General features: G+C 40.6%; 23 protein-coding genes. 14 read left to right on the top strand and 9 right to left on the bottom strand.

The window, feature by feature from the left end; genetic code table 11:
* Window positions 1-15 precede the first annotated feature (15 nt).
* The 7 genes from M1F17_RS09735 (at window position 16) to yegS (ending at window position 12,447) form a co-directional block, all read left to right on the top strand.
* Window positions 16-1,260 carry an MdtA/MuxA family multidrug efflux RND transporter periplasmic adaptor subunit gene (locus tag M1F17_RS09735; protein ID WP_094960479.1) on the top strand — a complete coding sequence of 415 codons (1,245 nt, stop codon included), beginning with the start codon at window positions 16-18 and terminating at the stop codon, window positions 1,258-1,260.
* The gene (locus M1F17_RS09730; protein WP_004253520.1) at window positions 1,260-4,382 is read left to right on the top strand and encodes an MdtB/MuxB family multidrug efflux RND transporter permease subunit; all 3,123 of its coding nucleotides are present in this window, start codon (window positions 1,260-1,262) and stop codon (window positions 4,380-4,382) included. Before M1F17_RS09735 ends, M1F17_RS09730 begins: the two co-directional genes overlap by 1 nt.
* Window positions 4,382-7,483, top strand: a complete 3,102-nt coding sequence (gene mdtC / locus M1F17_RS09725) for a multidrug efflux RND transporter permease subunit MdtC (protein ID WP_112308356.1) — start codon at window positions 4,382-4,384, stop codon at window positions 7,481-7,483. The genes M1F17_RS09730 and mdtC overlap by 1 nt, the downstream gene beginning before the upstream one ends.
* Window positions 7,473-8,861 (top strand): two-component system sensor histidine kinase BaeS, encoded by a 1,389-nt coding sequence (baeS, locus tag M1F17_RS09720; protein ID WP_004253515.1) that lies wholly within the window; start codon window positions 7,473-7,475, stop codon window positions 8,859-8,861. Before mdtC ends, baeS begins: the two co-directional genes overlap by 11 nt.
* A 2-nt stretch (window positions 8,862-8,863) precedes the next feature.
* Window positions 8,864-9,571, top strand: coding sequence for a two-component system response regulator BaeR (gene baeR, locus M1F17_RS09715; protein ID WP_172767103.1), 708 nt, complete (start codon window positions 8,864-8,866; stop codon window positions 9,569-9,571).
* 128 nt (window positions 9,572-9,699) lie between these two features.
* The gene (gene yegQ / locus M1F17_RS09710; RefSeq protein ID WP_004253511.1) at window positions 9,700-11,085 is read left to right on the top strand and encodes a tRNA 5-hydroxyuridine modification protein YegQ; all 1,386 of its coding nucleotides are present in this window, start codon (window positions 9,700-9,702) and stop codon (window positions 11,083-11,085) included.
* Window positions 11,086-11,547: 462 nt separating this feature from the next.
* Window positions 11,548-12,447, top strand: a complete 900-nt coding sequence (gene yegS, locus M1F17_RS09705; RefSeq protein ID WP_004253508.1) for a lipid kinase YegS — start codon at window positions 11,548-11,550, stop codon at window positions 12,445-12,447.
* 46 nt (window positions 12,448-12,493) lie between these two features.
* Here yegS and thiD read toward each other — a convergent pair whose 3' ends face one another.
* The 3 genes from thiD to M1F17_RS09690 all read right to left on the bottom strand — a co-directional run bounded on the left by thiD (window position 12,494) and on the right by M1F17_RS09690 (window position 15,877).
* Complete coding sequence (gene thiD / locus M1F17_RS09700) at window positions 12,494-13,291, bottom strand: bifunctional hydroxymethylpyrimidine kinase/phosphomethylpyrimidine kinase (protein ID WP_004253495.1); 798 nt, start codon at window positions 13,289-13,291, stop codon at window positions 12,494-12,496.
* Between the two features lie 191 nt (window positions 13,292-13,482).
* The gene (locus tag M1F17_RS09695) at window positions 13,483-14,349 is read right to left on the bottom strand and encodes a YjjW family glycine radical enzyme activase (RefSeq protein WP_153673358.1); all 867 of its coding nucleotides are present in this window, start codon (window positions 14,347-14,349) and stop codon (window positions 13,483-13,485) included.
* Complete coding sequence (locus tag M1F17_RS09690; protein ID WP_112308354.1) at window positions 14,321-15,877, bottom strand: YjjI family glycine radical enzyme; 1,557 nt, start codon at window positions 15,875-15,877, stop codon at window positions 14,321-14,323. Before M1F17_RS09690 ends, M1F17_RS09695 begins: the two co-directional genes overlap by 29 nt.
* A gap of 671 nt (window positions 15,878-16,548) precedes the next feature.
* Here M1F17_RS09690 and pagP point away from each other — a divergent pair.
* Window positions 16,549-17,124, top strand: coding sequence for a lipid IV(A) palmitoyltransferase PagP (gene pagP, locus M1F17_RS09685; protein WP_413242987.1), 576 nt, complete (start codon window positions 16,549-16,551; stop codon window positions 17,122-17,124).
* A gap of 75 nt (window positions 17,125-17,199) precedes the next feature.
* On the opposite strand, the gene M1F17_RS09680 is transcribed toward pagP, so the two are convergent.
* Both M1F17_RS09680 and mgrB read right to left on the bottom strand, forming a co-directional pair.
* Complete coding sequence (locus M1F17_RS09680; protein WP_206277387.1) at window positions 17,200-18,576, bottom strand: amino acid permease; 1,377 nt, start codon at window positions 18,574-18,576, stop codon at window positions 17,200-17,202.
* A gap of 230 nt (window positions 18,577-18,806) precedes the next feature.
* The gene (mgrB, locus tag M1F17_RS09675; RefSeq protein WP_004253482.1) at window positions 18,807-18,953 is read right to left on the bottom strand and encodes a PhoP/PhoQ regulator MgrB; all 147 of its coding nucleotides are present in this window, start codon (window positions 18,951-18,953) and stop codon (window positions 18,807-18,809) included.
* 333 nt (window positions 18,954-19,286) lie between these two features.
* Between mgrB and M1F17_RS09670 the strand changes: the two genes are divergently transcribed.
* Together M1F17_RS09670 and yidA are read left to right on the top strand one after the other, a co-directional pair.
* A complete protein-coding gene (locus M1F17_RS09670) occupies window positions 19,287-19,670 on the top strand; it encodes a helix-turn-helix domain-containing protein (RefSeq protein ID WP_004253477.1) in 384 nt (127 codons plus the stop codon).
* Between the two features lie 226 nt (window positions 19,671-19,896).
* Window positions 19,897-20,709, top strand: a complete 813-nt coding sequence (yidA, locus tag M1F17_RS09665; RefSeq protein WP_318837418.1) for a sugar-phosphatase — start codon at window positions 19,897-19,899, stop codon at window positions 20,707-20,709.
* 65 nt (window positions 20,710-20,774) lie between these two features.
* On the opposite strand, the gene yddG is transcribed toward yidA, so the two are convergent.
* Entirely contained in the window at window positions 20,775-21,674 is a 900-nt protein-coding gene (gene yddG / locus M1F17_RS09660; RefSeq protein ID WP_318837417.1) for an aromatic amino acid DMT transporter YddG, read from the bottom strand.
* 188 nt (window positions 21,675-21,862) lie between these two features.
* Window positions 21,863-23,323: an alanine/glycine:cation symporter family protein gene (locus M1F17_RS09655; protein WP_094960470.1), complete on the bottom strand. Its 1,461-nt coding sequence runs from the start codon at window positions 23,321-23,323 to the stop codon at window positions 21,863-21,865.
* 581 nt (window positions 23,324-23,904) lie between these two features.
* On the opposite strand from M1F17_RS09655, the gene M1F17_RS09650 reads away from it, so the two are divergent.
* Both M1F17_RS09650 and M1F17_RS09645 read left to right on the top strand, forming a co-directional pair.
* Complete coding sequence (locus M1F17_RS09650) at window positions 23,905-24,153, top strand: DinI-like family protein (protein WP_004253462.1); 249 nt, start codon at window positions 23,905-23,907, stop codon at window positions 24,151-24,153.
* Between the two features lie 373 nt (window positions 24,154-24,526).
* On the top strand, window positions 24,527-24,898 hold the full coding sequence (locus tag M1F17_RS09645; RefSeq protein WP_036957640.1) for a hypothetical protein: 372 nt from the start codon (window positions 24,527-24,529) through the stop codon (window positions 24,896-24,898).
* 59 nt (window positions 24,899-24,957) lie between these two features.
* On the opposite strand, the gene M1F17_RS09640 is transcribed toward M1F17_RS09645, so the two are convergent.
* A complete protein-coding gene (locus M1F17_RS09640) occupies window positions 24,958-25,335 on the bottom strand; it encodes a hypothetical protein (RefSeq protein ID WP_094960469.1) in 378 nt (125 codons plus the stop codon).
* 286 nt (window positions 25,336-25,621) lie between these two features.
* Here M1F17_RS09640 and M1F17_RS09635 point away from each other — a divergent pair, with 286 nt between their 5' ends.
* Both M1F17_RS09635 and M1F17_RS09630 read left to right on the top strand, forming a co-directional pair.
* The gene (locus M1F17_RS09635) at window positions 25,622-25,846 is read left to right on the top strand and encodes a hypothetical protein (protein WP_094960468.1); all 225 of its coding nucleotides are present in this window, start codon (window positions 25,622-25,624) and stop codon (window positions 25,844-25,846) included.
* A 189-nt stretch (window positions 25,847-26,035) separates the two neighbouring features.
* Window positions 26,036-26,374, top strand: coding sequence for a hypothetical protein (locus M1F17_RS09630; RefSeq protein ID WP_318837416.1), 339 nt, complete (start codon window positions 26,036-26,038; stop codon window positions 26,372-26,374).
* 40 nt (window positions 26,375-26,414) lie between these two features.
* On the opposite strand, the gene M1F17_RS09625 is transcribed toward M1F17_RS09630, so the two are convergent.
* Entirely contained in the window at window positions 26,415-26,918 is a 504-nt protein-coding gene (locus M1F17_RS09625; protein ID WP_004253444.1) for a DUF1543 domain-containing protein, read from the bottom strand.
* Window positions 26,919-26,969 lie beyond the last annotated feature (51 nt).

Here is a 26,969-nt window from a genome sequence, read left to right as displayed (position 1 = left end):
AGCGAATTACCCAAAATGAATAAACAAAAACAACGTAAACCTTTTATTCGCTCTGCCATTTTTATTGCCATTATTGCGGTAGCTGGCGTTTCTTGGTACTTTTATCATCAAGAAAAACAATCAGATACACAATCTACTGGTACCGTAGCAAAACCAAACTCACAGCGAAGCGCGATGGGCCGCCCACCACGTGTGTTAGCCCCTGTGCAGTTTGCCGTTGCTGAACAAAAAGTCGTTCCACGATTTTTATCAGGCTTAGGCACAGTGCAAGCGGCAAATGTTGTCACTGTAACCAGCCGTGTTGAAGGCCAGTTAATGCAGCTGTATTTTACCGAAGGGCAATATGTCAATAAGGGAGATTTATTGGCACAGATTGACCCTCGCCCATTTGAAGTTCAGCTATCACAAGCTGAGGGGCAATTAGCTAAAGACAAAGCAACGTTAGCTAATGCGCAATTAGATTTAGCGCGTTATCAAAAGCTTGCTGGCACTAAAGTGATTTCGCAACAAGAGCTAGATAACCAAAAAGCGGCAGTATTACAGGCACAAGGCAGTATTAAAGTCGACCAAGCGGCTGTTGATAATGCCAAACTGCAATTAACCTACAGTAAAATTACTGCCCCCATCTCAGGGCGGGTTGGTTTAAAACAAGTTGATGTCGGAAACTTTATCTCTTCAGGAACCTCAACCCCTCTTGTTGTTATCACACAAACTCAACCCGCAGATGTCTTGTTTGCTTTACCTGAAGGTGATATTCCCGCGATCCAGCAAGCACAATCTTCCGGTGAAAAAGTATTGATTGAAGCTTGGGACAGAAACAATATCGCGCTAATCGCAAGCGGTGAGCTACTCAGTACTGATAACCAAATTGATGCTGCGACCGGCACTCTTAAAATAAAAGCGCGCTTTACCAATGAAGAAGAAAAACTTTTCCCTAATCAATTTGTTAACGTAAAAATGCAAGTTGAAACGCTGCAAAATGCCGTGGTGATCCCAACCGCTGCACTGCAAATGGGCAACGAAGGTCACTATGTTTGGGTATTGAGTGATGATAATAAAGTCAGCAAACACAATGTGACCGTGGGGATGCAAGATAGCCAACAAGTCGTTATTGAAAGTGGGCTCGCAGCAAATACCAAAGTCATCACCGATGGTGTTGATAAACTCACCGATGGCACAACTGTCGAAGTCGTTACCGCTGAAAGCATCGCCAAAAAAGAGCCCCGCAAAGGTAAAGCCAATAGCGCGGAGAAAGCGTAATGCAGCCTGAAATGTTAAAAGGCGGTGGGCCTTCTCGTTTATTTATTTTGCGCCCTGTGGCTACCACATTATTCATGGTGGCTATATTACTTGCAGGGATCATCGGCTATCGCTTCTTACCTGTTTCAGCCCTGCCCGAAGTCGATTATCCGACGATTCAAGTTGTTACCCTTTACCCGGGAGCCAGCCCCGATGTGATGACCTCTGCAGTGACTGCGCCTTTGGAAACCCAGTTTGGGCAAATGTCGGGTCTTAAACAGATGTCATCGCAAAGTTCAGGAGGAGCATCAGTTATAACACTGATGTTCCAATTAACGTTGCCTCTAGAGGTTGCCGAACAAGAAGTCCAAGCAGCGATTAATTCCGCCAGTAGTTTACTGCCTTCGGATTTACCCTATCCTCCGATTTATAATAAGGTAAACCCTGCTGACCCGCCTGTACTCACCTTAGCGGTCACCTCTGATGCGATGCCATTAACGCAGGTACAGGATATTATTGAAACGCGAATTGCCCAGAAAATATCCCAAGTTAATGGAGTGGGTTTAGTCACCTTAGCCGGTGGTCAACGCCCTGCTGTTCGCGTGAATTTAAACCCACAAGCCATGGCAGCCAAAGGGCTGGATAGCGAAACCATCCGCCTAGCCATCAACAATGCTAACGTCAACTCCGCAAAAGGGAGTTTCGATGGGCCAACGCGAGCAGTGACGCTTTCTGCTAACGACCAAATGAAGTCACTTGACGACTATCGTCAGCTTATTGTGGCCTTCCAAAATGGTGCGCCTGTACGTTTAGGCGACATTGCAACGATTGCACAAGGTGCCGAAAATGCCTATTTAGGGGCATGGGCAAATAATGAACAGGCGATTGTGATCAATGTGCAGCGGCAGCCCGGTGCTAACGTCATTGAAACCACAGATACCATTCGTACGCTGTTACCCGAATTAATTGAAAGCTTACCTAAATCGGTTAATGTCGATATTTTAACCGATAGAACCAGTACTATTCGAGCGTCCGTTAATGATGTACAGTTTGAGTTAATGTTAGCCATCGCCCTCGTGGTGATGGTGATTTATTTGTTTTTACGCAATGGAATTGCCACCTTAATACCGGGCATTGCGGTACCGCTGTCCCTCGTTGGTACCTTTGCAGTCATGTATTTTTGTGGTTTTTCTGTCAATAACCTCACCCTAATGGCATTAACCATCGCCACAGGTTTTGTGGTCGATGATGCGATAGTGGTGATTGAAAATATTTCCCGCTACTTAGAAAAAGGCGATAAGCCTCTGGTCGCTGCACTCAAAGGGGCGGGGGAAATCGGGTTTACCATTATCTCCCTCACCTTTTCTTTAGTTGCAGTATTAATCCCGCTGTTATTTATGGGGGATATTGTCGGCCGGTTATTCCGCGAATTTGCCATTACCCTAGCCGTGGCTATTTTGATCTCCGCTGTCGTCTCTTTGACGTTAACGCCAATGATGTGTGCGCGTTTATTAAAACCAGAGTCGCAACATAAACATAACCGTTTTGAACTAGCGTGTGAGCGTTTCTTTGACCGTATGGTTGCTGGATACGCAATTTGGTTAAAACGTATTCTTAATCACCAATGGTTAACGCTTTCTGTGGCGCTAGGCACCATGGTGCTGACTGTTTTGCTGTATATGTGGATCCCAAAAGGTTTTTTCCCTTTGCAAGACAGTGGAATTATTCAAGGGTCAATTGAAAGCCGTCAATCTATTTCTTTTGCGGCCATGGCGCAAAAGCAACAGGAAGTTGCGTCAAAATTATTGGCAGACCCTGCGGTTGATAATGTCACCACTTATGTGGGGGTTGATGGTAGCAACCCAACATTAAACAACGCGCGTCTCCAAATTACCTTAAAGCCCCTTGATGAGCGTGAAGATAGAGTGGTGGCGATTATTGACCGTCTACAGCAATCCGTGGATAACATTGCCGGGGTGAATTTATATTTGCAGCCTATGCAAGATCTCACCATCGATACGCAAGTTGCACGCACACAGTATCAATTTACGTTACAGGCAGGTTCACTAGAGGAATTAACCACTTGGGTTCCACGCTTGTTAGAAGCCCTAGAACAACAACCTGAACTCACGGATGTCAGTAGTGATTGGCAAAATAAAGGGCTAGTCGCTTATGTGAATGTTAACCGTGATACCGCAAGCCGTTTTGGTATCACAATGTCAGCCATTGATAACGCTTTATATAATGCATTTGGGCAGCGAATGGTTTCAACCATATACACACAGTCAAATCAATATCGTGTGATATTAGAACATGACACACAAACCCGTGATGGTATGGATGCGCTGAATGATATTCGTCTAAAAGGCACTGATGGAGCCATTGTGCCACTAAGCACCTTGGTAAATATTCAAGAAGGTAATGGGCCATTAGCAATTAATCACCTCGACCAATTTCCCGCGGTGACATTCTCGTTTAATGTGGCGGATGGCGCTTCGCTTGAGTCAGCCGTCAATGCCGTGAAATTGGCCGAATCACAAATTGCGATGCCAAAATCCATTACCACACAATTCCAAGGGGCGACTTTAGCCTTTGAAGCTGCACTAAGCAGCACTATCTGGTTAATTGCAGCCGCAATTGTGGCGATGTATATCGTATTAGGCATTTTATATGAGAGCTTTATCCACCCGATTACGATTTTATCCACCTTACCGACTGCGGGGGTTGGCGCATTACTTGCTTTAATGATGGCAGGAAAAGACCTTGATGTTATTGCAGTCATCGGCATCATCTTATTAATTGGTATCGTGAAAAAGAACGCCATTATGATGATTGACTTTGCCCTTGCTGCAGAGCGTGAACAGGGAATGTCCCCTTATGATGCCATCTACCAAGCTTGCCTACTGCGTTTTCGCCCAATTTTAATGACCACCATGGCGGCATTACTAGGAGCCTTGCCATTAATGCTAAGTACAGGTGTCGGTGCAGAATTACGCCAACCATTAGGAATTTGTATGGTTGGTGGCTTAATTATGAGCCAAATCCTTACCTTATTTACCACACCGGTTATTTACTTATTGTTCGACCGTCTTTCTCATTATTTTAAAGACCGTCGCCAAGCGAAGAAGGCACAGGTGTCATAATGAAGCGTTTCTTTGCTCTATTTATTAGCCGCCCGGTAGCAACGACGCTGATTAGCGTTGCGATTACTTTGTGTGGTGCCCTGAGCTTTCTATTTTTACCGGTTTCTCCGTTGCCTCAAGTAGATTACCCTGTGATTAACGTGACAGCGTCACTTCCCGGGGCGTCACCCGAAACCATGGCGTCCTCCGTTGCGACACCTCTTGAACGCTCTTTAGGCAGTATTGCTGGGATCAGCGAAATGACCTCAAGCAGTGCGCTTGGGCGAACCACTATTACCCTTGAGTTTAATCTCGACAAAGACATTAATAACGCGGCTCGGGAAGTGCAAGCTGCGATTAATGCGGCACAAAACCTGCTGCCCAGCGGTATGCCAAGCCGTCCACGTTATTACAAGTCTAATCCGTCTGATGCGCCAATTATGATTTTAACCATGACCTCAGAGACCATGGGTACTGGCGAAATTTATGATATTGCATCTACCCGTTTAGCCCAGCGAATTGCGCAAATTGAAGGGGTTAGTGAAGTTTCAGTTGGTGGCGGCTCGCTCCCTGCCGTACGGGTTGAGCTCAACCCAACCGCCCTATTTAACCAAGGGGTTTCCCTTGATGCCGTGCGCTCAGCCATTAGTAGTGCTAACGTTCGCCAACCGCAAGGCTATATCAATGATGACGAAAAACGTTATCAAGTACAGACTAATGATGAGTTAAAAAAAGCAGCCGATTATCGACCAATTATTGTTCATTACAGCCAAGGCAATGCTGTAAAGCTCAGCGATGTCGCCAATGTTAAAGATTCCATTGAAAACGTACGCGCTGCCGGTATGGCAGACGGTAAACCGGCTATTTTGATTGTCATTCGTCGTGAAGCTGGCGCCAATATTATTGAAACAGTGAACCGTATTCGTGCTGAATTGCCTGAATTCAATGACATGATCCCTGCCGCTATTGATTTAAAAGTGGCACAAGACAGAACACCGACCATCCGTGCGTCTCTAGCCGAAGTGGAACGTGCTCTACTGATTGCCGTTGCCTTGGTGATCCTCGTGGTGCTGCTGTTCTTACGTTCAGGTCGCGCTACTTTGATCCCTGCCGTTGCTGTCCCTGTCTCATTGATTGGGACTTTTACGGCCATGTATTTATGTGGCTTTAGTTTAAATAACTTGTCATTGATGGCATTAACGGTTGCGACGGGCTTTGTGGTTGATGATGCCATTGTCGTATTAGAAAATATCTCGCGTCATATCGAAAATGGTAAAAAACCGTTTATTGCGGCGGTTAAAGGCGTGCATGAAGTCGGCTTTACCGTCGTTTCCATGAGTATTTCCTTAGTGGCTGTTTTTATTCCGCTACTGCTTATGGATGGACTGGTCGGCCGTTTATTCCGCGAATTTGCCATTACCCTTGCAACCGCTATCGGTATTTCTTTGGTGATCTCATTAACGCTCACCCCTATGATGTGTGCTTACTTACTGAAGAAACGCCCTCGCAACGTCAAAGCCAAACATCGCGGGTTTGGACGTGTGTTGCTGCGCTTGCAAGAAAGTTATGGCATCGCTTTAAAATGGGTACTCGAACATCGCCGTAGTGTTCTCGCGGTGCTATTTGCCACAATCGGCTTAAACGTTTATCTGTATATTACCGTTCCGAAAACTTTCTTTCCTGAACAAGATACCGGCCGTGTGCTGGGCTTTGTTCGCGCAGACCAAAGTATTTCATTCCAGTCAATGAAAGAAAAAATGACCCGTTTTATGCAGCAAGTTAAAGCCGACCCAGCGACGGATAATGTCACCGGTTTTACTGGCGGTAGCCGGGTAAACAGCGGTTTTATGTATATCTCATTAAAACCACTGGGTGAACGTACTGAAAGTTCAGCTGAAGTCATTAATCGGTTACGCATGAAATTAGCCAATGAGCCAGGGGCTAACCTGTTCATGATGCCAGTACAAGATATTCGTGTGGGAGGTCGACAAGCCAATGCCAGCTATCAGTTTACGCTGCTTGCGGATGAGCTTTCTGCATTGCGTGACTGGGAACCCGCCATTCGTAAAGCACTCGGTGAATTGCCACAGCTGACAGATGTGAACTCAGATAAGGAAGACAAAGGTGCAGAAATGGCGATCACCTACGATAGGGACTTAATGGCCCAGCTAGGTATCGATGTCCGTGAAGCTAACAGTTTGCTTAACAACGCATTTGGCCAACGCCAAGTTTCCACCATTTATGAAGCGATGAACCAATATAAAGTAGTGATGGAAGTTGCTCCTGAATATACGCAAGATGTCAGTTCCCTCGACAAAATGTTTGTTATCAATAAAGATGGCGATGCTATCCCGCTGTCTTATTTTGCTCGTTGGCAGCCGGCGAATGCGCCATTAAGCGTGAACCACCAGGGGCTATCAGCTTCATCCACTATCGCATTTAATGTCGCTGACGGTTATACCTTAAATGATGCCATCGTCGAAATAGAAAAAACCATGACTGCGCTTGGCGTGCCATCTACAGTGCGAGGGTCTTTTGCAGGAACGGCACAAATATTCCAAGAAACTTTGAAGTCACAATTATTTTTGATTTTAGCCGCTATTGTGACTGTCTATTTAGTTCTTGGGATTCTATATGAAAGTTATATCCACCCACTGACAATTTTATCAACTTTGCCTTCTGCTGGTGTCGGTGCATTATTAGCCCTTGAGTTATTTGACACACCATTTAGTTTAATCGCTTTAATCGGCATCATGCTATTAATTGGGATCGTCAAGAAGAACGCCATTATTATGGTGGATTTTGCTATTCAAGCACAAAGAACAGCGGGTTTAACCGCTCAAGAAGCCATTTTCCGTGCCAGTTTATTACGTTTTCGCCCTATTTTAATGACGACACTCGCCGCCATTTTTGGTGCGTTACCGTTAATGTTAGGTAGTGGTGATGGAGCAGAACTACGTCAACCTCTCGGGATCACCATTGTCGGTGGCTTAATAATGAGCCAATTGCTGACTTTATTTACCACTCCTGTTGTGTATTTAAGTTTTGATAGCTTAAGGCAACGTTGGCAGCGCAAAAAGTCATTAACGCATAAGATTGTGGAGAATAACCATGAAGCTTAGGTTAAATAGCGTTAGTACTCGGCTTTTTTTAGCTATTTTTGCGACATGCTTATTGCTAGTGCTAATTATGCACCAAGGCGTGCGCATGAGTTTTCAACATGGCTTTATTGACTATATTAAAGAAAATGACCAACAACGCGTTGAGCAGGTTTCTTCCGCCCTTGCGGAACAATATGAAGAAATGGGCAATTGGCGGTTTTTGATTGGTAATGATCGCATTTTCTTTCGCATTCTGCGCTCTGTAGAACATCAACAACATCGTGGCCCGATGCGACAGCGCTGGCGAACCATTTTTTGGGTTTATGATACACAAGACCGGCTAATTTTCGGGCAAGACACGCCCCTACCGAGCAAAGTTCTCCGTGAGCCTATTGTTACTAGCAATGGTGAAACCGTCGGTTGGCTCGTTGCCAGCTATGAAACGGGAATCAGCAGCGCCCTTGACCGCCGTTTTGATACCAAACAAATGTATACCAGTTGGATCATCGCTGGGCTGTCTTTATTTGTGGCTCTGATTGCCACATTGTTCCTTGCCCGTAGTTTTTTGAAACCCATCAAGCGGTTACTCGAAGGCACTAACCGGCTCGCCAATGGAGACTTTGCCACGCGGGTTCCTGAGTCTGGCCGCGATGAACTTGGGCAACTGGCTAAAGATTTTAACCATCTGGCCTCTACCCTTGAAAAAAACGAACAAATGCGGCGTGATTATATGGCGGATATTTCCCATGAGCTCCGCACGCCGTTGTCAGTTCTGCGAGGCGAATTAGAAGCGGTGCAAGATGGCGTCCGGCAAGCCACTCCCGAAACAATCAATTCCCTACTGAATGAAACCCAAACTTTAATTAAGCTGGTTAATGACCTCCACCAGCTCTCGTTATCGGATAGAGGCTCATTGGTCTATCGTATGCAACTTACCGATATCATTCCTTTAATTGAAATGGCGATAGGCCAAGCTCGCTGGCGGTTAGAAGACCAACAACTTTCAGTTGAACGGCAATTTATTGCACAAGGCAACGTGTTTGCAGACCCTGACCGCATCACTCAGTTATTCTATAACTTAATGGAAAACAGCTTACGCTATACGGACCCACAAGGTAAAATTGCCATTCAAGTCACACAAGACCACAACCAGCTCAGTATAATTTGGCAAGATAGCGCCCCGGGGCTGTCTGCTGAGCAATGCCAACATTTATTTGAACGTTTTTACCGTGCTGAAGGTTCTCGTAATCGCGCCAGTGGCGGTTCAGGTTTAGGGTTGGCCATTTGCTATAATATTGTTGAGGCTCACCATGGGACAATTTCCGCAGCACCGTCACCATTAGGTGGTGTCAAAATTACCATTAATTTACCGATTCAATTAAAAGACAAAGGTTTATGAACATGACTGAACAGAGCAATACCCCTATTTTGGTTGTGGAAGATGAACCCAAGCTAGGCCAACTGCTGTTCGATTACTTACAAGCTGCAAATTATCAACCCGCATTAATTGCACGGGGTGACCAAGTAATCGACTATGTTAAACAACATCAACCTGCACTCATTTTATTAGATTTAATGTTACCCGGTATGGACGGCATTTCAGTATGTCGTGAACTACGAAAATTCAGTGATGTTCCCATTATTATGGTGACAGCAAAAACCGAAGAAATTGACCGTTTATTAGGGTTAGAAATTGGGGCTGACGACTATATTTGTAAGCCTTTTAGCCCGCGAGAAGTCGTGGCTCGAGTCAAAACGATTTTACGCCGTTGCCAGCCAAATATGACAACTAGTAATAGCCAAACTAATAGCAATAATCAAACCAAGCTTATTATTGATGAAAATGCATTTCAAGTACGCTATGGCTCACAGTTACTTGAACTCACGCCCGCTGAATTTCGGCTACTCAAGTTTATGTCTGATAATGCAGGTATGGTGTTTTCTCGCGACCAGTTACTGGATATCTTATATGACGACCACCGCGTAGTAACGGACCGTACAATTGATAGTCACGTCAAAAATTTACGCCGTAAATTAGAGTCCCTCGATAACGAAAAAACCTTTATTCGTTCAATATATGGCCTCGGCTACCGTTGGGATGAATATTAAGTAATCAATAGACATACTATTCTTGTGGGATATTTGGTTTTTTTATCAAATAGGAGTAAAATTCTCATCCCTTAAAAACACTCTCTCGTATGAGTGAGTGCTGACTTGACATCAGATAGAGAATAACCATGTTTACACCAGAGCTTTTGTCTCCTGCCGGTTCATTAAAAAATATGCGCTACGCCTTCGCGTATGGCGCAGACGCCGTTTATGCAGGACAGCCTCGTTACAGCTTACGCGTACGAAATAACGAATTTAATCACGAAAACTTAGCTAAAGGCATTCAGGAAGCCCATGAGTTGGGTAAAAAGTTTTATGTGGTGGTGAATATTGCCCCTCATAATGCGAAATTAAAAACCTTTATTCGTGATTTAACCCCCGTCATTGAAATGGGCCCAGATGCTCTGATCATGTCTGACCCTGGCCTTATTATGATGGTTCGTGAAGCGTTTCCTGAGATGGATATTCATTTATCTGTGCAGGCCAATGCAGTTAACTGGGCATCGGTGAAGTTCTGGAAACAAATGGGCTTAACACGAGTGATCTTATCTCGCGAATTATCCCTCGAAGAAATTGCTGAAATTCGTCAACAAGTACCGGAAATCGAGCTTGAAGTCTTTGTCCATGGTGCCCTTTGTATGGCCTATTCCGGCCGTTGTTTACTTTCCGGTTATATTAATAAACGCGACCCAAATCAAGGGACTTGCACCAATGCTTGCCGCTGGGAATATAACGTACAAGAAGGTAAAGAAGATGATGTGGGTAATATTGTCCATGTGCATGAACCTATCCCTGTACAAAATGTGGCACCAACCCTAGGTGCGGGCGCGCCAACAGATAAAGTCTTTATGATAGAAGAAGCTAAACGTCCAGGCGAATATATGACGGCCTTTGAAGACGAACATGGCACTTATATCATGAACTCTAAAGATTTACGTGCAATCGAACACGTTGAAAACCTAACAAAAATGGGTGTTCACTCATTAAAAATTGAAGGCCGCACAAAATCGTTTTATTACTGTGCTCGTACTGCACAAGTCTATAGACGTGCGATTGACGATGCTGTCGCAGGAAAACCCTTTGACCCAACGTTGTTATCTACTTTAGAAGGGTTAGCACACCGTGGTTACACTGAAGGTTTCTTGCGTCGCCACACTCACGATGCCTACCAAACCTATGAATATGGCTATTCTGTTTCTGAAACTCAGCAATTTGTGGGTGAATTCACAGGTAAACGTGTCAATGGTATGGCTGAGGTTGATGTAAAAAATAAATTTAGCGTTGGGGATAGCTTAGAGATGATGACCCCGGCGGGTAATATTGTCTTTACTTTGGACTCATTAGCAAACCGCAAAGGTGAAGCGATTGATGTTGCACCCGGTAACGGCCATGTGGTTTACCTGCCAATCCCTGAGGATGTCGATGTTAATTTTGGTTTGTTAATCCGTAACTTAGCAGGAACAACGACCCGCGCACCTCACCAAACTCAGGCAGAAAAGCAAATTGCAGGCTAACCGCCACTCCGTGTTTTTTAAATAGTTTGTTCGCTAAAAGCCAAAATCTCATCGTTTAACGTTTTGATATTTTGGCTTTTTTTTATCTATAATATGATATTATTTCACTTTATATGCTTTTTCTTATATGAGAATCATTCGCGTTATTGACATTTACATTGAAAAGTGCACTGAATATCCAATTTTATGCAACAGATCACATCAATTGGCTATTCAATATCGTATAGTCACTCTTGAAAACGAAGAACTAGAAAGTCATAAAATAAGACTAGGAACCACCTCCTTGGCTGGCTCAATCTCCCTTGAGCTAGCCATTTCTTTTATCTGCAATTTCTATTTCATTTCTCTTGTTAACGCTATTACTGTAAAAAATCTAAAATAAGCTCATCAATATCTTATAAATCCATTTATACTCATTTTAACGAATATTTGCCATATGTTAAGCCGAATGGATGGGTATATATGAATCAATATCAGTCAGCCATGATTATCCTTAATGGTAAACAAGCCAATCACGCTGAGCTGCGAAAGGCCATTACTCACTTACGTAATGAAGGCCATCAAATTCAAGTCCGTATTCCGTGGGAATTGGATGATACTTATTATTTTATTTCTCAGGCAATAAAACACGGCGTTGATACCATCATTGCCGCAGGAGGTGACGGCACAGTAAATGCGGTTGCCAGTACCTTGATGAAGTTCCCGAGTGACTCTCGCCCTACTTTAGGAATTCTCCCGATGGGAACGGCAAATGATTTTGCCACCAGCGCGAATATTCCACTGGATATTGAAGCCGCCCTTGCTCTCTCATTAAAAGGTAAAGCAGTTCCCATTGATATTGCGCAAGTCAATAAACAATATTATTTTCTCAATATGGCGACTGGCGGCTTTGGGACGCGTATTACCACCGAAACGCCTGAAGCACTGAAATCAGCATTGGGCGGTGCCGCTTACGTGATAAATGGCTTATTGCGCCCTGATACGCTGAAAACGGATATTTGCCGCATTGAGGGTGAAAACTTTAGTTGGGAAGGTGAAACGTTGGTCATCGCTGTCGGAAACGGCCGCCAAGCGGGCGGAGGACAACAACTGACACCGCAAGCACTGATTAATGATGGCGCATTAAATTTACTGATTATTCCTGCAAGGGATGTCATACCCGCATTTTTAGCAAACCTATTTTCAGACGATAAAAACGAGCACTTGGTCGAAAGGCAATTATCATGGGTAAAAATTTCATCTCCTCACGATATGATCTTAAACCTTGATGGTGAGCCATTATCGGGAGATACCTTTACGTTCGCAGTGCAGCCGAATGCTATTCAGTGCCGGTTGCCGCCTCAATGTAACTTATTAGCTTAAAATATAACGAGAAAGCCCTAGTGTTCGGGCTTTCAATCATTACAGGCTACCACCATGCATGGAAGTGGTGTACTGGGCCAATCCCCTTGCCAACTTCTAAACTGTCCGCTTGCTCTAACGCAGCTTGTAAATAGGCTTTAGCCTGCGTAACCGCTTCTTGCCAATCAGAGCAACGAGGGCGCAGAGCAGCCAAAGCCGCTGACAAAGTACACCCAGTACCATGGGTATTTTTAGTATTTACGCGAATAGAGGTAAAGCGCCATTCACCTTCAGGTGTGATTAACCAATCAGGGCTTTCAGCATCACTTAGGTGCCCGCCTTTCATCAACACCGCTTGACAACCTTTTTCAAGTAATTTATACCCCTGAGTCAACATTTGGCTTTCTGTTTGTGCAACTTTTTCGTCTAGTAATACCGCGGCTTCAGGGAGATTCGGTGTAATTATAGAAACGAGGGGCAATAATTGTTGGCGCAGTGCATCAACCGCATCGGGTAATAGTAACGGGTCGCCACTTTTAGCCACCATTACAGTATCCAATACCACATACGGAATTGGATATTGCTTCAGCGCCTTCGCCACAACTGCGATATTACTTTGATTAAATAACATGCCGATTTTTGCGCTATCAATTCGCACATCACTGAGAACAGAGTCTAATTGTGCCGCCACAAATTCAGGGGGTAAGTCTTGGACGGATTGCACGCCTCGGGTATTTTGAGCCACCAATGCCGTCATCACACTCGTACCATAAGCCTCTAACGCAGAGAAAGTTTTTAAATCCGCCTGAATACCCGCCCCACCCGATGGGTCTGTTCCGGCTATGGTTAACGCATTGATCCTCATGAGTGATTCCCCTTTTCGGCTAAAGCATTTGAATAGATTGATAAGCGAGGTTTACTGAAATCATTTTAAATCAAACAATAAAACCGCCTTGATTGTCTCATATCATTTAACAAATACCAGCGGTTAGTGAATGAATTTTAATGACTTAGATAAAAAGGGGAAATATATTACACAGGAAAAATTAACGTGACTTATAAGTACACATTAGGCAAATGAATATTACCGACACCTCGCTGTTTTAATAGCTGGACAAATGTCTCTACTTCCGTTTGGGTTGCCGCAGGCCAGTTAGCCGCTTCATTTTTTACGCCATGTTGCTGAAAAGCATTAACTTTTATTCGTGTATTTGCAGGAAGTTGATTTAAGAAATCAGCCAGTTTATCAATATGTTCTAGATAATCTGTTTGCTGAGGAATATATAATAAACGCAATTCATACAATTTTCCCGCTTGTGCCAGAAATTGAATTGATTGAAATACACGTTGGTTATCTTTCCCAGTTAATCTTAAGGCACACTCATCGCTCCATGATTTTAAGTCAATCATTACGCCATCAGTATACTCAATTACCTTACTCCACCCCGCAGAAGCAAGATGGCCATTACTGTCAATAAAGCAGGTTAAATGTTTCAGTTCCGGTGTGTCTTTAATCGCTTTAAATAATCCAATAATAAAAGGTAATTGTGTTGTTGCTTCCCCGCCACTAATGGTTATACCATTCAGAAAGACAACATTTTTTTTCAAGTCATTGATAGCATCATTAACACTTAACGACACTGTCATTGGGCTTGAATTCTTAGTGCACGTTTGTAAACAAGTGTCACAGAGCTGGCAGGCATCGCTATCCCATATAACCTTACCATCAACAAATGATAACCCATTGTGAGGACAGGTTAAAACGCAGTCCCCACAATGGTCACAGAGCGCCATGGTATATGGATTATGGCAATTCAAACAACGTAAATTGCAACCTTGCAAAAAGATAACATGTCGATTGCCCGGCCCATCTACGCAGGAAAAAGGAATAACCTTATTCAGCGTAGCGCATCGATTGCTCATTGCTGATGACTCGCTGCTGACGGGCTGTAATTTTACAGTTCTTAGTCGCTTCTTCACCTAACCAGGTAGTATTGCTTCTAGAACCTTGTTCTTTGTATTTTTCGATATCTGACAAACGCACCATATAGCCAGTGACACGGACTAAATCATTACTTGCCACGTTTGCGGTAAATTCGCGCATCCCACAACTAAACGCCCCTTTGCACAATTGCATTAATGCTTGCGGGTTTTGTTTAATCGTTTCATCGATGGTTAAAATGTCACTGATCCCAGATAAATAGTGTTTGTGATGAGGTGCAACGGCTTGAATATGCGACACAGGATCGGGTTCTTCACCATATGGAATACGAGCCCCCGGCGTCGTTCCTATGTCTGAGCTAATCCCAGATTGCGCATGAAGCATAGCTCGGTTTTTATAGCCATATTTAACCGGTGTTGTTTCAACAAAGTCTGCCAATTGTTCGCTAATTTGATAAGACAATGGTAAAGCTGGTGAATTCGCTTGGTACTGGCCTTTCACGCCATCTTTTTCCATCAAGATATTCACGGCCTCTGCTAAACCATAAATACCAAACATCGGTGCAAAGCGTTCTGGCTCAATTAACCCCTCTTGAACAAGAAAACTGGTTTGGAAGAAATTAGATTCCTCATATAAAAATGCGCTACGTGTTTCAATGAGTTCCATTTGTAACTCACAATACTTTTTCAATTGCACATTTAAAAAATCAGCTGAATTTTGACTGCGTAACGCAACTTCGCGCAAATTAATACGAACTAAAGTGCTTCCGCCACCCGCAACAGGTAATGCATTATAACAACTGACAATACCGTAACCTTGTTTATCGAATGCCGCACTATGAACAATATCATTTGCAATATGTGGCTTACTACATTCACAAATATTCTCAATCGCTTGTAAGAAAAGCGACTCTGGTGTGCGTTGTGGGTGATAGACAAATGTCAGGTTAGGTGCGACTTGTTTCAGTTCTGCATCAATACGTAAAATCAAACGGCAAATAACGTTGTCATCAGGCCCAATATTGGCATGCATAAAAGCATCAGGTAGAGTTCGGTCTAACTGCACCCAGAATCTTTTTAGTTTTGGATACAGTTGTTCTTCTGTCAACTCACCCACATATGGCATGAGGACTTTATCTAAATACCCTAAAAACACAGGGAAATTGGTTACCGAAGGGACGTGGTGGTACAAAATCATCAGATGATTAAGGGCATCATCAAAGTCCTCAGCAGGGGCTAACTCTAAGTATTTTGAACCTTGCTTGAGGTATTTTACATAATCAGGCAATACATAACGTGGCTTATACGGTGCATTTCCTTCATACATATCACAAATAACACGTTCATTTAACGCATCCGCTAGGGGTTGGCTCATCGCAAGGTAAGGAATATTGCTATCGGCCTCTATCGCTAAAAAATTGGCTTTTTGTTTTGGTGATAATATTTTGTCTGTAGCGATAGCCAAGCATTTTGCTTGATATTCAGTCAGTGGTTCTTGGCGTTTCATCATGGTGATGTTCCTTTGTTAGTTAGAAGCCAAGGTTACGCACAGCAATGTATATGCTATAAACCTTTAAGTACTCGCTCCTACCCGTGTTGACATGCAGCAGCTTATACCTGCCGCCTATAACACTCATTTCATCCCATTGAGACAAGTCATTATTTGACGTGCATCATACTTTTTAGATTTGTTTGCACGCTATTTTTCATAAATGTCTGCTCTATCAACATTACTAGTCGTAATCACCTAAATTGTTAAAAATATCTTTTTATTACAAAACGTTAAATACAACAATAATGAGTGACACAATGTTTTCTCTTATTCTTGATTAAAAAATTCTCTTTCATTTTTTCTTATCAAATAACGGCTTTATTAATAAGAAAATGAAATACCTTATCTATTATTATTGGTTATTTTTAGGAGAATTAGCCTATTCAATAACCAATCTGATAAGTTAACATCCAATTTATCTATCGGTTATCCTACTTAAAAACAGGCAAAATTAAACGGTTCTACCATGACCAGCCAATTATTATCCTTAACTATGTAATAAATACTGTTATATTCTGTACATCTTAATTAAAATAATTTCGCTCAAAATTATAATAATAATGCTAATCTGATAATCATTAGCGAGCTAATCATCATTTTTATATCTGCGATACAGAACTGGATTTACAATGAGAGTTTATAAAAACATACAGTTGGCCGTAGGTGCATCGCTACTCATGAGCGCCTCAACCTACATATCATCGCCTGCCGTTGCACAAGAGCAATCAGCAAATTTATGGGATACATTTAAAAGTAATGTCAGTACCACATGGGACTCAGACAAATATGAGCTATACGTTCCCGCTGTGACTTGGCACAACCGTGCAATGTACGACAAGAAAAAAACAGATGAATATAACGAGCGCCCTTGGGGTCTGGGCTTTGGTAAATATCGTTATGATGAAGACAATGACTGGCATGCTATCTATGCAATGGCATTTAAAGATTCACATAATGATTGGGAACCAATTGGTGGTTATGCATTCCAAAAAATGTGGATCCCCGGGGACATTGATGGTTTTCGCATGGGAGCTGGCTTCACTCTAAGTGTTACTGCCCGCAAGGATATGTACTATATTCCGATCCCAGCACCGCTTCCTCTGGTATCAGTGGAATATGACAAACTTTCGCTACAAGCCACTTATATTCCGGGAACTTATAATAACGGTAACGTATTATTCGCTTGGTTACGTTGGCAATGGTAATTTAAGTACTTCATTACTGTATAAAAAGGCCGGTGGGATATTCCCACCGACCTTTTTATTATCAGAAAATCAAATTTAGCTCAGCTGTTGGCTTTTAGCTAAATCTTGCTTTTTAGCCCCTGAGAACTGGTACCCAACCCATAGAACCGCTATCCATAATGGCATAATTAATACCGAGATGCGCAAGCCGTCCATTGTCAGGATAATCCCTAAAATTAACAGCAAAAATGCTAAGCATAGATAGTTCCCAAATGGATACCAAATGCTTTTAAATTTCGTTTCAACACCTTGTTTGTTCATTGCCGCTCTGAACTTCAAATTTGAAACACAAATCATAATCCAGTTCAGAACTAACGTCGTCACAACCAATGACATTAATAATTCGAAAGCTTTACCTTCCATCACAAAGTTAATTAAAATCCCGCCAGAAGTCGCAATACCTGAAACTAATAATGCCATGACTGGAACGCCACCTTTATTCACTCTTGCAAGAAATTTAGGTGCATTACTTTGTTGTGCCAAACCATACAACATACGGCTTGTCGCATAAGCCCCGCTGTTATAAACAGACAACGCAGCGATCAAAATGACAACGTTCAACGAATTAGCAACCAGTAAATCCCCTAATTCGTGGAAAATTAATACAAATGGGCTTGTTTTGCCATCAAGGTCAACCCAAGGGTACAACGCTAACAATACAGCTAACGAACCAATATAAAAAATCAAGATACGGTACACAACTTGGTTTATCGCTTTTGGAATGCTTTTATCTGGGTCTTCTGCCTCTGCGGCCGTAATACCGACTAGCTCTAAGCCCCCAAATGAAAACATAATAATAGCCAAAGCCATTATTAGCCCATTAAAACCATTAGCAAAGAAACCGCCATACTCCCATAAGTTACTCACTTTCGCTTGTGAGCCACCATGACCGCTAAGTAGTAAGTAGCAACCAAAAATAATCATAGCTACGACAGCAATAACTTTAATCAATGCAAACCAGAATTCAGTTTCCCCATAAGAGCGAACATTAACCAAGTTAACGGCATTTACCGCAATAAAAAACACCGCGGCAGAAACCCATATCGGGAGTTCAGGCCACCAGTGTTGCATATATTTACCTGCGGCCGTCAGTTCTGTCATCCCAACAAGGATAAACATAACCCAGTAATTCCACCCGGAGAGGAAGCCCGCAAAACCACCCCAATACTTAAATGCAAAGTGGCTAAATGAACCCGCGACAGGTTCCTGAACAATCATTTCTCCCAACTGGCGCATGATAAGAAAAGCAATAAACCCACACAATGCATAGCCCAGTAAAACTGATGGCCCTGCCATTTGTATGGTTGTTGCTATTCCGAGGAATAACCCTGTACCAACAGCGCCTCCCAAAGCAATCAATTGGATATGCCTATTTTTTAATCCCCGCTTTAGCGTCTGTTGCTGTTGCGCCATAACTTTACCCTTTCGTCCTCTTACTTGCTTTTTATCGCCCAAACTAATGATAATGACACAAGTTTATTTGAATTTTCTTATTAACACTACATTCTTCTGGCGCTGTTTTTACCCTATTCTACGAACCAGAAGCTGGTGCTATTAGTTATTTTTTTTCATCACATAACAAAATGATACCGCAGGATAGTTACCCCAACTCAATATCATGGATTGTGCATTAAAAAGCAAATTCAAAATGGTAACAAGTCAGTTACACGACAAATACCAAAAATAAAGTCCTCTCCACCTTGGTCGCACAGGCTATCCATCGCTAAAAGATAGAGAAAAATACAGGCCAAGATTGCACTTATAACAATAATTAATTTACGACCAAACACCGATAGTTCCTTCATATTTCTATGATGATTTTATTTTTCAAATGATTACAATACTAAGGTACTGCCATTTTATGATTGATATCACTTATGGCATTGCACGTAATGCGTTTATAAAATAAATGGTACTCTAATTTCGAGCCTTAAATTTGAGGAAAATATGCAATTGACCTCTTTTTACAAAAATTTCGCTCATTTTAGGTGCTATTGACCATTAACTTATTCTGATTGTGCTTTTTTTATCCTAAAAATAGGAAATACCGCACAAGCAGCCTTTGTCATGATGAAATGAAGTTGTGTATACTTCTGCTACCGTAAAACTAGAAAACATTTGAGATGCCACAAGATAACCACTTAGCACTTGTTTATGCTTTGAGTAAATGGATAGAAGAACACTTAGGGCGCGTGATCCACTTAGAAGAGCTCGCGGCTTATTCAGGCTATTCACTTTGGCATATGCAAAAAATCTTTAAAGAAGTCACAGGGATTTCACTGGGTAAATACATCCGCCAACGCCGTCTTGCTGGTGCGGTTAACTTACTGCGCAACAGCAACCAGTCTATTTTCGATATCGCACTGGATTTTGGTTTTGGGTCACAGTCCCACTTTACCTATATGTTTCGTAAGGAATATGGCATTACGCCATTTGATTTTAGACAGAATGACCAAATCCAATTAGATGTTAAGCAACCGCTTCATTTGATTCATAATTATGAGTGAGAATATTTTAGCCGCATTAATCTATTGATTCACACACTAATGCTATAAAACATTGTCATTTCAACCTTTGACTATTGAACAGAGTTCCTGCGTTATATTCTGTTCAATTTCACATCAAATACCCATTATTCTAGTACGCGTAAAAATTATAACTATTTGTATAATTTACATTCCGAATAATTGGAGTAAGGTATTGGCAGAAAGCACGAATTTTAGGAGGCATTGGATGTCAATCAAACTGGTCGCCATTGATTTAGATGGCACATTACTTAACTCCCAACACCAAATATCTCCCGTAGTAAAAGAGGCCATCACTCAAGCCAAGCAAAAAGGTGTCCATATTATTTTAGCCTCCGGTAGGCCATTTTCGGGTATATCCCCCTACCTGCGGGAATTAGATTTAAATACAGCGGATAACTACTGTATTAGTAATAATGGTAGTGTCATTCACCAAGCCAATGATGGCAGTCATCTGGCAGAAAATTTGTTAGATTTCGCTGACTTCCAATATTTTGAGGAACTGGCTAGAAATGTCGGGGTCCACATGCATGCTCTTGCGGATAACAGCATGTTCACGGCAAACCGCCATATTAGTCACTATACGGTGGCAGATGCTTATCTAACCCACACTCCGCTTATCTATTGCCCCGTTAATGAAATGGACTCTTCTCTGGAATTTACTAAGCTTATGATAATTGACCATCCAGAAAAATTAGATATCGGTATCAGCTATATTCCAGAGAATGTCTTTGATAATTACTCTTTAACTCGAACAAGCCCATATTTCCTTGAGATATCAAATAAAACCTCAAGTAAAGGCGCTGCGTTACAATGTATCTGTGAAAAACTAGGCATTACACCGGATAAAGTCATGAGTATTGGAGACCAAAACAATGATATCCAAATGCTGCAATACGCCAGTGTTTCTGTCGCAATGGGCAATGCTTTAGAGCCAATTCGCCAAATGGTTAAATTTGTCACCACAACCAATGATGAAGATGGTGTTGCCGTCGCCATTAATAAATTTATTAATGTATAAGCCCGCAAAAATTTCACTTCAATATATTTTCTGTTGCAGCGCTTAACCAGTATGCGCTGCCATTTTTAACCGTATATTGGTTTTTGCCTAGTCGCTAAAAAGCAAATCACCGACCCCATTGTCACCATTAACACACCTTGCCAAAAACTTAACGTTAATGCAGTACTTAACAACATAGACGCGAATGCTGTCGATATAACTGGAGTGAAATAAGAAAGCGTCCCTAGAAAAGCCACATTGCCCTTGATAACCGCAAATGTCCATAATGCATTCGCCCCACCAGTCGCAATAGAGGCAACGAGTAATAACAACAGGCTTTCGCTATTGATAATAAACGCTGTTGGCGTACTAAAAAAATACAAAATCCATAACCCAATAGAAGTCATGATGAAAAATAATACCATGCCATTGTGACCACCAGAAATACGCTTGGTAACATTACTATAAAATGACCAAACAATGGCTCCAATAAAAGCTAAAAAATAACAAAGTGGGTTACTTTGTATATTTGCCAAAATAGTTTGCACCGACAATGGCTGATTGCCTGAAATTACCCAGATCAACCCCATAAAAGCTAAAACCAACCCTAATCCTAATAATAAAGTGAAACGCTGGCGGTTAAAAAACACAGCAAGTGCGATAGTAAAACTTGGCCACAAATAATTCACCATACCAAGTTCAATAGCTTGTTGCCGGTTATTAGCTAATCCTAACGCCAAAACAAAACAGATTTCATAGCTAACAAATAACACCGTTCCCCAAAGCAAATAGCGTTTAGGATATTTCGTTATTTTTGGTATCCCCATAACGAGTACTAATACAAGCGAACCGACTGTATACACTAATGCAGCACCACCCACTGGCCCAAAGTTTTCACTTACACTACGGATCAGCCCTACCATTGTGCTCCACAACAAGATTGATATAACCCCATACAGCGTTGCGGCATACTGATTCAATTTCATAATTTTCTCAGCTATTTAGTTTCGAAATTGGTATTTATTGTAATAATACATTTATTTTATCACCTTAAAAAACCTTATAGCTCAAATAATTATAATGCAAGCGCTTATTCTTATTACGCATTGATAATATTTCATAAAAAAAATTCTCAGGCTATCACCTAAGAATTTTATGCTTAAAATGTTTTGTATTAGCGAGATGTTTCTTTCTCAACCCACTTATCAACTTCTTCTTTTTCCCATATCCCTTCCTCAAACTGTTTCTTTAATTCAGGGTGTTGATTGATATCAAAAGTCGGTATTTTGCCGGCAACTAACTGCTGGTTATAATCTTTAGCAAGTTTGAAAGCGATACCCGATAATAAAAGGATCGCAATTAGATTAGTTATAGCCATTAAGCCCATCGATAAGTCTGCGAGTTTCCAAATAAATGGCATTTCAGCGAGCGCACCAAACATCACCATACCCAACGCAGCTAAACGAAAAATAAATAACCCAGCTGTATGATTATTCTCGAGAAAAATCATATTACTTTCGGCATAAGCATAATTAGCAATGATTGATGTAAATGCAAAAAAGAAGATAGCAATTGCAATGAACGTACTTCCCCAGCTACCGACAGCAGAAGAAAGAGCAAGCTGTGTCAATTCAATCCCATTAATGTTATCCATTCCACTTTCTAGAACGCCAGATGATAAAATAATAATGGCGGTCGCACTGCAAATAACGATGGTGTCCATAAATACACCGAGCATCTGTACATACCCTTGTGACGCAGGATGTGGTGGATAAGGTGCCGCAGATGCCGCTGCATTTGGTGCAGACCCCATCCCAGCTTCGTTAGAGAATAACCCCCGTTGAATTCCTTGTGTCATTGCCTGGGCAACACCATAACCGACAGCCCCACCCGCAGCCTCTTGCAGGCCAAATGCATTTCGAATTATCAGCATAAAAACTTCAGGTAATCGTTCAATATGGTGCCCAACAACCCAAAAAGCTAATAGCAAATAAGCTAACGCCATAACTGGAACAACTAATTCAGCAACTTTCGCAATGGATTTCAATCCACCAAAAATAATAACTCCGCTTAATAAAACTAAGCCAATGCCAACATAAATTGGATTGAAATCAAAGGCGACTGCGGTTGCTTGAGCAATAGAATTAGCTTGTACTGCATTAAATACTAAACCAAAGGCAATAATCAGGAAAATGGAAAATAATACGCCCATCCAGCGTTGGTTTAAGCCTTTTTGCATATAATATGAAGGCCCACCTCGATAGTTTCCTTTATCATCTTTGGTTTTGTATAACTGTGCGAGAGTACACTCAATAAAAGACGTAGCCATTCCGAGTACAGCGACGACCCACATCCAAAAAATAGCACCTGGCCCACCTGCTGTTAGCGCAATTGCAACTCCGGTTAAATTTCCTGTGCCGACCCTAGCGGCTAAACTTGTACATAATGCCTGAAAAGATGAGATACCCGCACTATCGGACTGTTTACTATTTTTTAAGACACTAAACATATGGCCAAAATGCCTAATTTGAATAAACCCTGACCGAAGAGTAAAATACAGGCCGGCACCCAGTAATAAATAAATAAGTAAAGAACCCCAAATAAAATTAGTTAATGAGTTTATAAATTCTATCAAATTACACTCCTTTTTTATTAGAACGATTAATAAATAATTAATCGAAAATCAAAACCTCACATTTAAAATATAACTCCAGAAAAAGGAGTTCAGCTTACAAAAGCCAAATCATCTTAATATGATTATCAGAAATTATATTTTTTTATCTTTAATGTAAATTGATTTTCGCTTGAACAATCATTAACTACATTACGTTTTAATAAAAACAAGTTAGACATTTACAAAAAAAGACATGTAACATATTGAAAAATATAAGCATGATAAAATCATTTATTATTTAACAAAAAACCAATCAAATGATTGAATTATAGTATTTATTTTAATCAAATAGTCACTTAAACAAATAAAAGCCTATTATTTATTTCACATCGTCAATTTTAATTAGCTTATCCTCTAACTAAAACATTTATCATATTAACTATATTTAACTCACTTGCTATTTGGAATATTGACTCAATGAATAACGTTAATTCACAGCACCAAAATAAATCAAATTGCAATCATCATAATTAGATTATTGCTTATACTTTCACTTAACAATAAACTGAGCTTAATTAAATTTATAAACAAGAGGTTAACGCATGGAAATTAATATTAAGTTATCTGATGACCCACTTTCTCAGCTCCCTGAAAAATCATATGAATCCTTCATTGCAGAACTGAAAGCTCGCGTTTTAGAAGTCTACCCTGGTAGTTATCTATTGATTACTCATGATAATGGCCCAACAACCTTTCAAACTAAAGGCTTTCATGATGATAACGAAGCACATATTGTTTTACATGAACTTGTCGAAGATGTATTAAAACATGGTCATTGGTTAAAACAATAAGCTCTCTGTGAGGTTATGAATAGAACCAGCAGTGGTCTGCATGATCGCTAGCTGGTTGTTTTAACTCTCCTATATTTCAATAACGCTCTTCCAATATTTATCCAAACTCTGATCAAGATCATACTTAATCTTAACTTTCACCAAAATAAGTGGAAATCGCTTTACCTCACACCGTTATATGGTAATGTATATAACGTAATTTTCATTTACATTGCTTTTGCTAATTATAGCGGCCAGTATTTATACTGGCTCTTTTTTATGAAATCATGCTAAAACCCATTCGACATCCCCCGTTTTAGGTCTAATCTGCTATAGTATTTCTCTAATACCAGATAGAGTTATTATTCATTGTGTGCAAAATAGAGGTATGACTATGAAGCGTTTATTACTGGCTTTTTGCCTGGCCCCAGCCCTTGTTATGGCTGATAATGCCCCATTAAATATTAGTGAGATAGCCAACGATTATTGTGAAATCACAGGTCAAGCACTAAGTGAAGCATACAGCACTGACAAAACTAGCAGTGAATTAACCCAAGAAACCATTGCTAAACTGAAAAGTGAAAATGTCGATCTCAAGCAATTAGCCACTGTTGAGTCAGACCTCCGCAAAAATCTAACTTCAGCGATTGATACCGTACGTAGCAATAAATCTAAATTTGCTAATGAAGCTGACTTCAATAAATCATTAAATGATTCTGTTTCAGCTTGTAAAATTCAAACTGAACTTCTTTTGAATAAATCTTAATCATTTAATTTTTCTAGGAAACAAAAAAGCGCTCAACTTTTACTTTGAGCGCTTTTTTATCAATTAGCTTGTTTTTTAACACACAACTGTTCAATAGAAAATTGTAACTCCGGTGTTTCACTAATAATCAGCTGCCCATGTTCAGAAAAACTCCCTTCCTTAACAATCACATTCGCAACAAATGGCAGAGCGTCGTCTTGGGAAGATAAATGGTATAAGCCACAAACTCGATAACTCTCCCCTTCCTTAAACTCATTTTTTTGTACTATTTCAACATCACTAAACTCAACTGCTGATGAGTTGCCGAATTTCTTTTCCACCAAGCTTTGTGCTTCATTTTTAACATCTGAATCACCAATACTCGTATAAGAATGGTATGCAAATACTCCTAAAGCCAATAGCAGTACAATCAGTAATTTTGTTTTTATACGCTTCAACGCATCACCCTTTCTACTTTATGATAAATCGAACTAGTATAAATGGATTATATCAGTTTGAATAAACAATTTGAGCTTTTGGCTCTACTATTTGATATTCCCTCTAACCAATTGCTATTTTCTCATAAAACTCGAAATTTAATATTGAAAACTATTCTAAAACCTTCCTATCACTATTGATTCAATTTATATCTATTAACTTAACATTAATAAAAAAAACATTTTTTATTTTGTTAGCTAGTTTTATACTAACCTCTATACTATTAGGCTAATTTAATCTATTTTTATGAAAGAAAAGATCGTTAAAAATCTCGTTAACTTAACTCATGGCAATAACAATGATGTTAAAATAGCTGCAATAAATGCATTAGGTGATTATATTTGTTCAATTGAACAAGAAGCCGCCATCGATAGACTGTTAGTATTATGTGATGATTATAATAAAGATATTGCCGTTGCATCAATTATATCAATCAGTAAACTCGCTAAGTTTTTCAATGAAAAACAATAAAACAAAATCAACAGAGAATTATAATTTAACCTCACTCTCATTTCATTAACAAACTATTTTCATTGTGAAGAAATAATGAATATAAAGTGATTGAATTATGGTTTATTCATTTAGATAAGTAAATGTAATTGAATTACATAATTAGAATGGCAGAATGATAATTAATAAATATTCTAAAGGAGATATCACATGAATATATTAAAGCCATTAATTCTTAGTGCAAGTTTAATCGCTATCAGTTTTTCAACATTTGCTTACCCAGGGGATGGGAATGGTTCATGGCACCGTGGTGGGTACCAAAACCAACACCAATATAATGATAGACCTTGTGATAATTATCGTCACTCTAATTATGCAAATCGTCACAGTGGTATGATGCAGTATTCAACATCAATTCAAACAGCTCAGCCAGATGAAACACTGAAAAAAATTGCTGCAGATGCTCCTAAAGGAGAAAATGGTAAACAATATATGGTTAAAGTTGCAGTTGTAGAAATTACGCCTAATACCCCTGTACAAGGTCAGTAATTTTTACCAAGGGTAGAATAACACTACCCTTGGTATTATTTTATATTCCGATTGGCTGGTAACCTTGCCACTGAGGAATAAAGTGATTTCCATTTTTATTTTCAGTTAGATGTATATAAAAATCACCAACTTGTTGTAGTAATAAGCAATCATCCACATCTTTCAAATTATCTTTATGTTGTTGCTGACTATTTGTTAATAGAGCCTGAAGTGCTTTTTGTTTAGCCTCATGTGCAGTTTTAGCAACGAATAAATCAAACTCGTGTAATTCCGCAAGGTTGCTTGGAATATATCCACCTACATTAACAAAATAAAGGCGATATTCACTTGTTGAGGGTTCTTTTCGTAATTCTATTTCAAACCCATCTGCCCAATTAATCACTGCATAGCCATCAATATGGATCTTGTCTTTATCACCAAACCAATTTTCTCTTAATGTCGGCCAAGCATCTGTAGGTTGCTCTGCTGCCACAAACTGAACATCATGCACTTCAATATTAGATTTACCTGCGTTACCACCCACATAAAACATGTATAGCTTCATTATTGTTCCTATTATATAGCCAAATAATCATCATATAAATTATTATATAAC

Origin of the sequence: Providencia sp. PROV073, from assembly GCF_033688125.1 — a bacterium.
Taxonomy (GTDB): Bacteria; Pseudomonadota; Gammaproteobacteria; order Enterobacterales; family Enterobacteriaceae; genus Providencia; species Providencia hangzhouensis.
Note: the sequence above shows the minus strand (reverse complement) of the source record. Positions and strands in the feature narration are given on the sequence as shown.